The 13910-nt window shown below is 42.3% G+C and carries 10 protein-coding genes and 1 other annotated feature; of the genes, 7 read left to right on the top strand and 3 right to left on the bottom strand.

All coding sequences use genetic code 11. From position 1 onward, the window contains the following. Nucleotides 1–114 precede the first annotated feature (114 nt). From FE392_RS01280 to pepT, 4 genes are all read left to right on the top strand, one after another. Nucleotides 115–1209, top strand: a complete 1095-nt coding sequence (locus tag FE392_RS01280; RefSeq protein WP_319928424.1) for a 3-deoxy-7-phosphoheptulonate synthase — start codon at nucleotides 115–117, stop codon at nucleotides 1207–1209. 5 nt (nucleotides 1210–1214) lie between these two features. Continuing rightward, nucleotides 1215–2336: a bifunctional chorismate mutase/prephenate dehydrogenase gene (gene tyrA / locus FE392_RS01285; RefSeq protein ID WP_319928425.1), complete on the top strand. Its 1122-nt coding sequence runs from the start codon at nucleotides 1215–1217 to the stop codon at nucleotides 2334–2336. Nucleotides 2337–2952: 616 nt separating this feature from the next. After that, the gene (locus tag FE392_RS01290; protein ID WP_319928426.1) at nucleotides 2953–4512 is read left to right on the top strand and encodes an AbgT family transporter; all 1560 of its coding nucleotides are present in this window, start codon (nucleotides 2953–2955) and stop codon (nucleotides 4510–4512) included. A 30-nt stretch (nucleotides 4513–4542) separates the two neighbouring features. Next, a complete protein-coding gene (gene pepT / locus FE392_RS01295; RefSeq protein WP_319928427.1) occupies nucleotides 4543–5775 on the top strand; it encodes a peptidase T in 1233 nt (410 codons plus the stop codon). 257 nt (nucleotides 5776–6032) lie between these two features. On the opposite strand, the gene pheA is transcribed toward pepT, so the two are convergent. The 3 genes from pheA to bamD all read right to left on the bottom strand — a co-directional run bounded on the left by pheA (nucleotide 6033) and on the right by bamD (nucleotide 9039). Next, a complete protein-coding gene (pheA, locus tag FE392_RS01300; RefSeq protein WP_319928428.1) occupies nucleotides 6033–7187 on the bottom strand; it encodes a bifunctional chorismate mutase/prephenate dehydratase in 1155 nt (384 codons plus the stop codon). Between the two features lie 62 nt (nucleotides 7188–7249). Then, nucleotides 7250–7374: a sequence feature (Phe leader region), on the bottom strand. A 189-nt stretch (nucleotides 7375–7563) separates the two neighbouring features. Next, nucleotides 7564–7896, bottom strand: a complete 333-nt coding sequence (gene raiA, locus FE392_RS01305) for a ribosome-associated translation inhibitor RaiA (RefSeq protein WP_319928429.1) — start codon at nucleotides 7894–7896, stop codon at nucleotides 7564–7566. A gap of 420 nt (nucleotides 7897–8316) precedes the next feature. Then, entirely contained in the window at nucleotides 8317–9039 is a 723-nt protein-coding gene (gene bamD, locus FE392_RS01310) for an outer membrane protein assembly factor BamD (protein WP_319928433.1), read from the bottom strand. 147 nt (nucleotides 9040–9186) lie between these two features. Between bamD and rluD the strand changes: the two genes are divergently transcribed. The 3 genes from rluD to clpB all read left to right on the top strand — a co-directional run bounded on the left by rluD (nucleotide 9187) and on the right by clpB (nucleotide 13615). Beyond that, nucleotides 9187–10164, top strand: a complete 978-nt coding sequence (rluD, locus tag FE392_RS01315; RefSeq protein ID WP_319928430.1) for a 23S rRNA pseudouridine(1911/1915/1917) synthase RluD — start codon at nucleotides 9187–9189, stop codon at nucleotides 10162–10164. Between the two features lie 4 nt (nucleotides 10165–10168). After that, entirely contained in the window at nucleotides 10169–10912 is a 744-nt protein-coding gene (gene yfiH / locus FE392_RS01320) for a purine nucleoside phosphorylase YfiH (RefSeq protein WP_319928431.1), read from the top strand. Between the two features lie 129 nt (nucleotides 10913–11041). Beyond that, complete coding sequence (gene clpB / locus FE392_RS01325; protein WP_319928432.1) at nucleotides 11042–13615, top strand: ATP-dependent chaperone ClpB; 2574 nt, start codon at nucleotides 11042–11044, stop codon at nucleotides 13613–13615. Nucleotides 13616–13910: the final 295 nt, after the last annotated feature.

A 13910-nucleotide genomic window follows, 5' to 3' on the forward strand; every position in this document is an offset into this window, starting at 1 on the left:
TTTACAGTAAATGGATTTATTTTACACCTATGGATTGAATTCTTTACGATGCGTGGTATGTTATCCATCCAGACACATGACAACGTAAACAGACATAATTAGGCAGGTAGAGAAATGATCATGCAAAAAGATGCACTTAATAACGTTCATATCCTTGATGAACAAGTTCTTATCACACCAGAAGAACTGAAACAGAAATACCCACTGAGTCGCAACGATCTGCATGCCATCACAAACGCACGAAATACTATCGCTGATATCATTCAGCATCGTGATCCCCGTTTATTAGTGGTATGCGGTCCATGTTCAATCCATGATGTGGATGCTGCTCTTGATTATGCCCGCCGTTTGAAGGCTCTCTCTGCTGAGTTGAGTGATTGTCTGTACATAGTTATGCGTGTCTATTTTGAAAAACCTCGTACAACAGTTGGTTGGAAAGGTTTAATCAGTGATCCTTACATGGATGGTTCATTTGATATGGACGCAGGGTTACATATCGCCCGCGGCTTGTTATTGAATTTAGTCAAAATGGGGTTACCACTGGCGAATGAAGCACTCGATCCCAATAACCCACAATATTTAGGTGATTTGTTCAGTTGGTCAGCAATAGGTGCCAGAACAACGGAATCCCAGACTCACCGCGAAATGGCATCTGGCTTATCTGTGTCGGTTGGGTTTAAAAATGGGACGGATGGGAATTTGAATACTGCAATTAATGCCATGAAAGCGGCTGCAATGCCTCATCGTTTTATGGGCATTAATCAAGCAGGCCAAGTTTGTTTACTACAAACCCAAGGCAACCCGAATGGACATGTTATTTTGCGTGGTGGTGCGGAACCCAACTACAGTGCCGAACATGTAGCAGACTGTGAACGTCAAATGCTTAAAGCAGGGTTAACACCATCACTGATGATTGATTGCAGCCACGGTAATTCCAATAAAGATTTTCGTCGGCAGAGCATTGTTGTCGATTCGGTTGCCGAGCAGATTATGGATGGAAACCAGTCTATCATTGGTATTATGCTAGAAAGCCATATTAATGCAGGTAACCAATCTTCTGAGCAGCCCCGCTCTGAAATGAAATATGGTGTTTCAGTCACTGACGCTTGCATTGATTGGCAAGCAACGGAGCAGGTTTTAAGGAAACTGCATCAACAAGTTGCTCCGCATTTGGCAAATAGGAACATCGTAATGGAAAAAGCAGGGTAATCAAGATGGCTACAGAATTGTCCGAACTGAGAGAAAAAATTGACGAAGTAGACAAAGCCTTGCTGACTTTGCTCGCAAAGCGCATGAGTTTAGTTGCACAAGTCGGAGAAATAAAAAGTCAGTTTGGGTTGCCTATCTATGCGCCAGACAGAGAAGCCTCGATGCTGGCTTCTCGTCGGCAAGATGCAGAAAAGATGGGAATTCCGCCTGATCTGATTGAAGATATCTTGCGTCGTATCATGCGAGAATCGTATGTCAGTGAAAACAATAAAGGCTACAAAAAATTGCTTCCTCATCTGGGGCCTGTCGTTATCGTCGGCGGTTCGGGCAAAATGGGGAAACTGTTCAACCGTGTATTGGTTCTGTCTGGTTATGAAGTCCGGGTGCTTGAAGCTGATGACTGGGGTAACGCGGAATCTATATTGGCAGATGCTGGAATGGTGATTATCAGTGTTCCTATTCATCTGACAGAGGAAGTTATTCGTCGGTTACCTCCTTTGCCGAAGCAATGCATTTTGGTCGATTTAGCTTCTATTAAACACAGGCCGTTAAACGCGATGCTTGAAGTGCACGAAGGGCCGGTTTTAGGGCTGCATCCTATGTTTGGGCCAGATGTAGGTAGCTTTGCCAAGCAAGTTGTTGTGTATTGTGATGGGCGCCAACCAGAAGCATATCAATGGTTTTTGGAGCAAATTGTGGTATGGGGTGCACGTTTGCATCAAATAAGCGCAGAAGAACATGATAAAAATATGGGCTTTATTCAGGCTCTGCGCCACTTCACGACATTTTCATATGGAAAGCATCTGGCAAAAGAAGGGGTTGATTTGCAGCAATTGCTTTCATTGTCTTCGCCTATCTATCGATTGGAGTTAGCGATGGTGGGAAGGTTGTTTGCACAAGATCCTCAATTGTATGCTGATATCATTATGTCCAGTCCTGAGAATATTGAATTGATACGCAGCTACCACCAAAGTTTTGGCCAGGCTTTGGCAATATTGGAAAACCAAGATAAGGCGGCTTTCATTGCCAGTTTTAACCAAGTAAGTGAATGGTTTGGTGATGAAGCAACTCGGTTTATGAAGGAAAGCCAGGTTCTTTTACAGCAGGCCAATGACAACAGAATATAATCCATTGATAAATTGGATATTGGAACCGGATGAAAAAACATCCGGTTTTTTATATGTGCGTTGGGCATGGTGTGTAGTGCTGTTTTTTCTTGTGGTGTCTAACAGACGATTCAAAGGGAAATATTTTCTACAATACCAATGCTTGTTCAAGCAACCGCAACCATTAGCATCGATGAAGGCACTCATATTGAACTTAAAGAAAGTGTGGAAGCAAGATTCATGTAATGTGGTATCTCTATGGGAGAAGGTTGAAATTAACCAATTAGAATTGAGTAAAAATACGATAAGCAGAGATTTTAATGGTCGCTAAATCCAAATTATTCGTAACGAATTTGAATAGTGATCTTTATCTAACTATCAAAATATTACTTATCTTAAGAATTTTTTAAATAATTTATATTACTAAGTAGTGTTATTCATGAATAATCCATTATAAATAAATCACATTAGGTAATGTTTAATTATACTTGCCATTTATAAAAGTAGATTTAATTTAATGCAATTTTTGGCAGAGGGTCTATTCTGTAAGATACTCTTTATAAGATATTTTATCTTTCATAAAGAGCTGTTTACTATAAAACTGATTCTATTCTAATAAAATAAGTAACTTGCAAATATGACAACAAATACACTTGCACTCTCTAAAAGAAAGGGCTTCTTAAATCGTATTGAACGTATCGGTAACGTTATGCCCGATGTTACAATGCTATTTATTTACGCTCTAATCATCTGTTGGTTTTTATCTTATCTACTTTCATTCGTGGATTTTAATTATTATCATCCCGTTTCGAAAGAAAAAATCTCTGTTGTAAATATGTTTAACTATGAAGAAATCATATTATTCATTACTGCGGCAGTGAAAAATTTTATTAATTTTCCCCCACTCGGAATAACCGTTGTGGCAACTTTGGGGATTGGAATTGCTGAAAGTAGCGGTTTTATTAATACCGCATTGAAAAAAATGCTTTCGTTCATCTCTCCGAAAATGCTGGCGCCAACGGTTGTTTTTGTGGGAATAGTGTCACATCTCGCATCAGATTCAGCCTATGTGATCCTTATGCCTGTTTCTGCCATGATGTTTTACGCCAGTGGCCGCCATCCATTGGCAGGCATAGCAGCAGCATTTGCGGGCCTTGCGGGAGGCTTTACTGCAAGCTATACGCCATCAATCATCGACCCAATCATGCAAAGTTTTACGCAAGATGCGGCACAGATGATGGCTCCGGGCTATAGCGTTAACGTATTGTGTAACTACTTCTTCAGTTTAGGCGGCACATTTGGTGTTATTTTTATTTGCTGGTTTATTACTGAAAAAATTGTTGAGCCTTGGTTAAATAAAAACTGCCCAATTACAGAAAATGATGTCGATACTGGCGAGGAACAAAATTTAAGTGAGATTTCACCTACCGAGCACCGCGCATTCCGTGTTTCTGGATTACTTCTTTTAGCATTAGCTATAGGGTTATTTGCTTTGCTATGGCCTGAAAACTCACCGCTGCGAGGGCCGGATGGCAGTTTAACAAGCCCGAAAGCACCCATTATGCAAATTATTGTGCCATTACTGTTTCTGTTTTTTACTATTCCAGGAGTCATTTATGGTTACATGACTAAATCTTTCACTTCGACAAAAGATGTAGTGAAAGCGATGGAAAATATCACGAAGTCATTAATTCCATTTATTGTTTTCGCTTTCTTTGCAGCACAGTTCCTTTATTCATTCCAACATTCAAATCTTGGCACACTATTGGCACTGTCAGGAGCCGAGCTATTGCGTACCTTGAATATGCCGGCTGGGTTGACAGTATTTGGTGTCATTTTATTGACTGCGATACTGAATATTATGATCACATCAGCGACCTCAAAGTGGGCAATTATGGCACCAGTATTGGTTCCGATGTTAATGGCGGTGGGGATTTCACCTGAGTTAACTCAGGCAGCATTCCGCGTGAGTGACTCTGCGATGAACGTTAGCACGCCAATGTTCCCGTTCTATCCTCTGATCCTGATGTATTGCCAAAAGTACTATAAAAATGCGGGTATCGGGACACTGTGTTCCATGATGATACCGTTCACTGTAGGTCTGTTAGTGATTCTGACTGCAACGTTATATGTGTTCTGGGCATTTGAAATTCCAATTGGTTTTGACAGCGGTTACACATGGCAGCCTGGATCGTAATCAAGTTGAATAGTAAGGGGGAATAAAAAAATGAATGAATTAGGCAAACAACTCGAACAACGTTTCTTTCGTTACTTGGCGATTGAAAGCCAAAGCAATCCTGCGAGCACGGTCGTTCCAAGTACGGAAGGGCAGCGTGACCTAGCAAAACTTTTGGCTAAAGAACTTGAATACTATGGTTTAAAAGACATTTATATCGACGACCACGCTATTTTGTATGCAGTTCGTTTGGGTAATAAGCCATCAGCGCCAAAAATTGGTTTTGTCACTCACTTAGATACTGTTGATGTGGGCCTGTCTCCAGTTATCAAGCCGCAAACTTTAAAATATGAAGGCAAAGATTTGTGCTTGAACATACAAGAAGATATATGGTTTAAAAAGGAAGAGCATCCAGAAGCCGCTCCGTATATTGGCGAAGAGATCATTTTCAGTGACGGTACCAGCGTGTTGGGGGCAGATAATAAAGCCGCAGTCACTGTCGTGATGGAGTTAATGGATAGACTGCAAAATGCCGATTTTGACTGTGGCGATATCTACGTTGCATTTGTTCCTGATGAGGAAATTGGCCTGCGCGGCTCTAAAATCATGGATTTGTCACGTTTTAAAGTCGATTTCGCTTACACCATTGATTGTTGTGCGTTAGGTGAAGTGGTTTATGAAACCTTTAATGCGGCCTCCATTGAAGTCACTATTAAAGGCGTGACTGCACATCCAATGTCAGCAAAGAATGTGATGTTAAACCCAATTCGCGTGGCACATGACTTTATTGGTTGCTTTGACCGCTTTGATACACCAGAGCACACCGAGCACCGCGAAGGTTATTTCTATGTCACTGATTTGGTTGCTAATCCAGATAATGCAAAAATCAAAATGGCAATTCGTGACTTTGATCGTACAAGTTTTGATGCACGTAAACGTTATATCGGTGAAGCAATTGAACTTATCAGAACACGCCACCCACGTGCGAAAATCGATTTCAAAATTGAAGATGTGTATAGCAACATCAGTGATTCACTCAGTGATGACCGTACTGCTATTGATTTAATTTTCGATGCACTGAAAGTACAAGATGTTGAGCCTAAAGTTATTCCAATGCGTGGTGGTACGGATGGTTCTGCGTTATCCGCTCGCGGTATTCTGACTCCTAACTATTTTACTGGTGCACTGAACTTCCATTCGCGTTTTGAATTTTTACCAATCAACTCATTCGAGAAAAGCTATTTGGTTTCAGAGACTATTTGCCGTTTAGTTGGGCAAAAATAACCATTTAATTTGAAGTGACGCCCGTGGAGGAATTCCTGTACCCGAACCAAAGTGTTAATACGGACAAGGAAATAGAAAGCGCATGGAGGTTGGTGAACAACCAATAGTTAATTATATGAACCAAGCGAAAAAGGCTGCATTGTTTAGAAACTTGCCCTAATACCACGATCGTAGCAGTAACGATATTTCCGTATTAACACGAAGCACAATATACGGCACCGTATGTACGGTGCCGTAAGAAGACGACAGGAGCAGAATTAGATGGGATCGGCAGGAACAACATTTTCTGATGGATAGCATCCCAGTACTTTCAAAAAGTGGGTGATTTCTGTCAGTTCTTTAAGGGCTTGTTGCATATTCATGGAACGAAGGTTGTCTTGCACATCAATATAAAACATTTCTTCCCACGGTTTACCGTTAATCGGGCGGGATTCCAATTTTCTCATGACAATATCATGCTTTTTCAAGATCATGAGTGCATCAACCAAAGCACCGGCCTGCTGCCCTGTTGACATAATAAACGTGGTTTTGGCCGGAACCTGCGCCGATACGTCAATAGATTTACGGGCTACAACAATAAAGCGCGTGCTATTGTCTTGCTGGTTTGCCAGATCATTTTCTAAAACTTGTAATCCATAGAGGGCACCACCAGCTTCACTGCCGAGTGCAGCAACTTCTGGCGAATTAAGTTCAGCCACTTTTTGCATGGCAGCAGCCGTACTTTCACAATAAATGATATTCCAATGAGGGTACTTATTGAGATATTGGCTACATTGCTGGAAAGGTTGAGAATGGCTATAAACGGTTTTTATTCTGGAGATATCAGTCTGCTCAGCGACTAATAAACAGTGATTTATCGGCAGAGTCATTTCCCCGACAAGGGATAAAGGCGTATGTTGCAATAGATCATAAACTTCATTGATCGCCCCGGAACTGGTGTTTTCCAGCGGCAGAATGCCGTAATCGGCTTGGCCAATCTCAACCAATGAAAAAATATCTGCAAATTTGTGGCAGCTACACTCAATCAACTGATTAAAGTGGCGGGCAGCAAATTGGCGGGCGGCGATATGGGAATAGGAACCTTTGGGGCCCAGAAACGTAATACGGGCAGAATCGTAAGGGGTTTGATTCAGATGTTGTTGTAACAGTGCTTGTTGGGTGAGAACTGAGTCCTCAATGATCATCTGGAACAACCGTGTAATATAAAATCCGTCTAATCCACGGGATTTACCTTTAGCTATCAGTACATTCAATAGCTCTCGTTCACGATTTTTATCTCGGATAGGGCGATGGTCAAGCAATTTGGCTTGAGCGATACCGCCCGCCAGTTGACGGCGCCTGGCAAGCAAATCCAGTAACTCTGCATCAATACTACTAATTTGTTCTCGTAAATTAACTAAATCTTGTTCCATAGTATGTTCCTGACATTCTTATTATGGGCATAGCGTATTGTAGTTATGAATATGGCCTGTAAAACAAAAAAACCTCCCGTTGGTAGGGAGGTTTTTTTGTTCGTCTGCTTATCTTTCTTCTCAAACAAAAAAGCCTCCTCGTGGGAAGGTAAAAAAGAAAAATAAGAAAGACAAAGTGATAGTCATTTGGTCTGTTTGTACATTAATTTATGATTTCAATAATGTACTTTAATTAACCTATTTGGAGATGAGTGTCAACAGAAGGCTTTTGCTTCTTCCATTTTTCACATTATTGCTGCTTCACTGGCTATTTTGTATATAAACAAAATATAAAAACGCGCTCATTGAGAGCGCGCTAGAAATGGGATAAGTGTGATTATACTTCCAGATTAAGATTTGAATCTTTAACACTGTTATCTGCGCGGCGAGCTTCAGGCTTGTGTTGCACTTTATTGAGCTGACGCTCTAATTTCGCTAATAGCTCGTTAATAGCCGCATACATATCTTCATGTTTGGCACTGGCAACCAATGTCCCGTTTGGCGTACCAATAGTGGCATCAACCAGAAATCCTTGCGGTTCTTTTGAGAGTACGATATGTGGATTAATTAGATTGACTTGCCATTTGCCCAACTTATTTAGACGGTCTTCTACATGGCTACGAATTGCGGGGGTAATTTCCATTTGTTTACTGGTAATGTTTACTAACATATAGTTACCTCTTTAATGTTGCTCCGTCTTCGATGAATTCAGCATACCGCTCTTTTACGTAAAAAGAATGATCTAAATCACTTTTATCGAGTGATTTTGGAAGTTAGTGGCAGAAGTGTGATGCTCAAAAAAGATATGGAGAATATTTGTTGCTAAGTGGGGAATTATGCGTCATTATCGGTCAGTTATGGTATTATAAAATTCAGTGATAATCACTGATTGTTACCTACTTTTAATGTAAGAATTTTTAAAAAACATAATGTACATGTTGTTGGTTTTTTTGTCTGGGTGGGATAAAAATAACAAAAAGGTAAAAGCCCAAATCCGATAAGAATCAAATTGTTTCCAAAAAAACAGCAGCCATATGGCTGCTGTTTTTGATCTCATATCAAAGGTCTTATGTGCTTATATAGCTGGAATTCAGAGAGGGTTCGCTGCAATAAGTTGTGCTACCTTATTCGCTTCAGCTGACAGACCAAGCTTTTTATAGGCTGATTCCATATAAGGGAGAGCTTCCCGTGTGGCAGGAGCATCAGGATAATCTCGCAGCATTTGCTCTACTCGGTTGACTACAGCCACATAAGCGCTGCGTTTAGTGTAATACTTCACGACAGCAAGCTCGTATTTGGCTAAACGTTCTTTAAGAAACACCAAACGCTGAACGGAATCGGCAGAATATTGGCTATTTGGATAATAGCTTACGAGCTGACTAAAATCACGGAATGCGGCACGGGCATGTTCAGGATCACGATCTGAGCGGTCGATACCGAAAAAGCCCTGTAAGGCACTATCATCCAAAGCTTGTGATACCAATCCACGCATATATAACACATAATCGATATTTGGATGGGTTGGATTCAAACGCATGAAACGGTCAATGTATGTAAGTGCCAGTGGAAATTCAGCAGATTTGTAGTAGGCATAGATCAAATCAAGCTGAGCTTGTTGGGTGTAAGGACCAAAAGGATAACGGGTATCAAGAGATTCTAATTGCTTGATAGCCACTTTATAGTTACCTTCTTGCAGTTTTTGCTGCGCAGTGGAATAAATTTGAGATGGCGGGATGTCAGGAACAGCATCCTTATTGCTGGAGCATCCAGATAAAACCAGGCTCAATGTGGTCGCTGCCACCAGATATTTCATGCGAATCATCACGTGTTGATTATCCTCTGAGTGTTTTCTGGGAGACTGTCCATGAAGCTCCCGGCAAAATATAGGGTTACAATAGCACACTATTTTAAATGAAACGGCTTCGCCGTCAAAACTCAACGTAAAATATAGAAGTTATATATGGCACAACAAATCCGACTTAACGCAATAGTCGCTGAATCTCAGCTTGGTCAACGTTTAGATCAAGCATTAGCTGAATTGTTTCCCGACTATTCAAGATCACGTATAAAAGAGTGGATCTTGGACAATAAAGTTCAAGTTAATGGCAAATTAATTAGCAAACCCAAAGAAAAAGTTCTGGGCGGTGAAGAAATTGCCATTGATGCTATCATTGAAGAAGACTCGCGTTGGGAACCTCAGAATATAGAACTGAACGTTGTCTACGAAGATGACGATATTTTGGTAATCAATAAACCACGTGACTTGGTTGTCCATCCGGGAGCGGGCAATCCTGATGGCACAATATTGAATGCCTTGCTATACCGTTATCCTGAAATTGCAGACGTACCGCGTGCAGGTATTGTCCACCGTCTTGATAAAGATACGACAGGATTAATGGTTGTGGCAAAAACGGTACCAGCGCAAACTCGCTTGGTGGAATCTCTGCAATTGCGTGAAATTACCCGTGAATATGAGGCTATTGCTTTGGGATGCATGACTGCGGGAGGAATGGTTGAAGAACCTATTTCTCGCCATCCGACCAAACGAACTCATATGGCTGTACATCCGATGGGTAAACCCGCCGTGACTCATTATCGGATTATGGAGCATTTTCGCGCGCATACTCGTTTACGTTTGCGTCTGGAAACGGGCAGGACACACCAAATCCGTGTACATATGGCACATATCAAACACCCTTTGGTTGGTGATCCTCTGTACGGCGGGCGTCCCCGTCCTTTAAAAGGCGCTTCAGATGAATTTCGCGAAGTAATGCGCAACTTTGACCGTCAGGCATTGCATGCCACCATGTTACGCCTTTACCATCCGATCTCTGGCATTGAGATGGAATGGCATGCTCCATTACCGGATGACATGGTTCAATTGGTTGAAGTAATGAAAGCAGATGCTGAAACTTTCAAAGATGAAATGGATTGGTAGATAAATGACATCACTGATTTTTCCTGATTGGCCACAACCTGAAAATGTTGGTGCTTGTAGCTCCACTCGTATGGGGGGGGTAAGCCTGCCTCCTTATGATGGTTTTAATCTGGGAAGCCATGTTGGAGACGAACCGGAATGTGTAGGGCGAAATAGAGAACTTTTGGTCGAATACGCTCAATTGCCCCAACAGCCCATTTGGCTGGAGCAAGTACACGGAACACGCGTTGTTACCCTCAATGGCCAACCTCTGGAAAATAATCAGGCAGATGCCGTTTACACAAATTCGCCAGGGCAAGTTTGTGCAGTCATGACAGCAGATTGCTTGCCTGTTCTATTTTGCAGTATTGCCGGAGATGAAGTCGCAGCAGCCCATGCGGGGTGGCGTGGGTTATGTGCCGGAGTACTGGAGAATACTGTCTCCCAATTTAATGCAAAACCTCAAATGATACGAGCTTGGTTGGGGCCAGCCATTGGCCCAGAGAATTTTGAGGTAGGCAGTGAAGTCAGGGCTGCCTTTATTGCAACCAACCCTGATCTGGAACAAGCGTTCATCCCTCGCGGTGATAAAAATGGTGATAAATATCTGGCAAATATTTATTTACTGGCTAAATTAAAATTGCAGTCTATTGGAATAACAGACATTTTTGGTGGCACCGCATGCACTGTTACAGAGGAAAAAACATTTTTTTCCTATCGTCGTGATGGCAATACTGGACGAATGGCAACTTTAATTTGGTTGCGTTAATCTAGTGAGCAGGACGATCTTTGGCGTGTCGCGGTGAGTTTCCAATAAACTTCTCAGAAGGCCTTGAATATTTAAGGAATGACCTTATCTAGTCTCCAGTAGCAAATTCTGACCAGTATTGGAGGTGTTATGCGTCTGGATCGTCTTACCAATAAATTCCAGCTTGCTCTCGCTGACGCCCAATCCCTTGCATTAGGGCGTGATAATCAATTCATAGAACCCATCCATTTAATGAGTGCGTTGCTCAATCAAGAGGGTGGCTCTATTCGTCCTCTGTTGACGTCGGCAGGGGTGGATACAGGCAATATCAATAATCAAATTAATCAGGCCCTGGATCGATTGCCGAAAGTAGAAGGCAATGGTGGCGATGTTCAGGTATCCAATGAACTGGGCCGTTATTTAAACCTGTGTGACAAGCTTGCGCAAAAATCAGGAGATAACTTTATCTCCTCAGAACTTTTTATTCTCGCAGCAATAGATGAGCGTGGAACATTAAGTGACATACTGAAATCGGCTGGTGCAACTAAAGATAAAATCACTAAGGCAATAGAACAAATGCGCGGTGGTGAAAAAGTGAATGATCAAGGCGCAGAAGATCAGCGTCAGGCATTAAAGAAATATACCATTGATCTGACAGAACGTGCCGAGCAGGGCAAATTAGACCCAGTTATTGGCCGCGATGAAGAAATCCGCCGCACTATTCAGGTATTGCAGCGCCGGACTAAAAACAACCCTGTTCTTATTGGTGAACCCGGTGTCGGGAAAACAGCCATAGTTGAAGGTTTGGCACAGCGTATAGTTAACGGTGAAGTTCCGGAAGGGCTCAAAAACAAAAGAGTTCTGTCCCTTGATATGGGGGCGCTACTGGCTGGCGCGAAATATCGTGGTGAATTTGAAGAGCGCTTGAAAGGTGTTTTGAATGATCTCGCTAAACAGGAAGGTTCTGTCATCCTGTTTATTGATGAATTGCATACCATGGTTGGTGCAGGTAAAGCAGAAGGCGCGATGGATGCCGGTAATATGCTGAAACCAGCCTTGGCTCGTGGTGAACTCCACTGTGTTGGCGCAACGACACTGGATGAATATCGCCAGTACATTGAAAAAGATGCGGCTTTAGAGCGTCGCTTCCAGAAAGTTTATGTGGCAGAGCCTAGCGTTGAGGACACGATTGCTATTTTGCGTGGCCTTAAAGAACGCTATGAACTGCATCATCATGTACAGATCACTGATCCGGCAATCGTTGCTGCTGCAACATTGTCTCATCGCTATATCTCAGATCGCATGTTACCGGACAAAGCCATTGACCTGATTGATGAGGCGGGGGCAAGTTTGCGCATGCAGATGGATTCTAAACCTGAATCACTGGATCGTCTGGAACGCCGTGTTATCCAATTAAAGCTTGAGCAACAGGCACTAAAAAAAGAATCTGATGAAGCCAGTAAAAAGCGTCTGGAAATGCTAAATGAAGAATTAGCAGAAAAAGAACGTGAATACTCTGAATTGGAAGAAGAGTGGAAAGCCGAAAAAGCAGAACTCAGTGGTACTCAGAATATTAAAGCTGAGTTGGAGAATGCGCGTATTGAATTAGAGAAAGCACGTCGTAGTGGCGACTTGGCAAAAATGTCTGAAATTCAATATGGAAAAATTCCGGAACTGGAAAAGCGGTTGGGAATGGCAACAGAAACAGAAAATCGCCATATGAAACTGCTGCGCAATAAAGTGACGGATGCAGAAATTGCTGAAATACTTGCTCGCTGGACTGGGATTCCAGTATCCAGAATGCTGGAAAGCGAAAAAGATAAATTGCTGCGTATGGAACAAGAGCTACATAAGCGCGTGATTGGTCAGAATGAGGCTGTGGATGCCGTATCAAATGCAATCCGCCGTAGCCGAGCTGGGTTGTCTGATCCTAATCGTCCAATTGGTTCTTTCATGTTCTTGGGGCCTACAGGGGTAGGTAAAACAGAACTGTGCAAGACGCTGGCTAATTTCTTATTCGACAGTGATGACGCTATGGTGCGCATCGACATGTCGGAATTTATGGAAAAACACTCAGTCTCAAGGCTGGTGGGCGCTCCTCCAGGATATGTGGGATATGAAGAAGGCGGATATCTGACAGAAGCCGTGCGTCGTCGCCCTTATTCAGTCATTTTGCTGGATGAAGTAGAAAAAGCACATCCAGATGTTTTCAATATATTGCTACAAGTATTGGATGATGGTCGCCTGACGGATGGTCAGGGAAGAACGGTTGATTTTCGCAATACAGTTGTGATTATGACCTCTAACTTAGGTTCAGATATGATCCAAGAACGTTTTGGTTCACTGGATTATACGGGAATGAAAGATATGGTGATGGAAGTTGTTGGTCACCACTTCAGACCTGAGTTCATTAACCGTGTTGATGAAGTCGTCGTATTCCATCCATTAGGAAAAGAACATTTGGTATCCATTGCGGATATTCAGTTGCAACGTTTATATCGCCGTTTAGAAGAACGTGGCTATCAAGTCGTTATGACTTCCGGTGCATTGGAAAAATTGAGCGAAGCGGGTTTTGATCCTGTTTATGGTGCTCGTCCGTTGAAACGGGCAATCCAACAGGAGATTGAAAATCCTCTGGCTCAACAAATTCTTTCTGGCACATTGATACCTGGCAAATTGGTAACGCTGGATCTAGAAAACGATCGTATTGTTGCGAAACAATAAAAAAGCTTTCTAATATTGTCTGCAATATAAAAAGACGTCTTTAGATGAAAAGAGGTGCAAAAAGCACCTCTTTTTCCTTTTTGTAGGTCGAAAATATACCAAATTAGGTGTTTTTGTGGGATATTTGACCGGTTGGCATTTTTTTTCAAAAAAAACTATTGCCAGCCTCAGAAAACTCCCTATAATGCGCCACCACTGACCGACGCTGAGCTGAGACACGCCGCGGAGGGAAGTCGGAGAAAAGCGAAAATAAACGCTTGACTCTCGAGGCGAGAAGCGTAAGATACGCAGCCTC

Source organism: Xenorhabdus santafensis (genome assembly GCF_033949405.1).
Taxonomy (GTDB): Bacteria; Pseudomonadota; Gammaproteobacteria; order Enterobacterales; family Enterobacteriaceae; genus Xenorhabdus; species Xenorhabdus santafensis.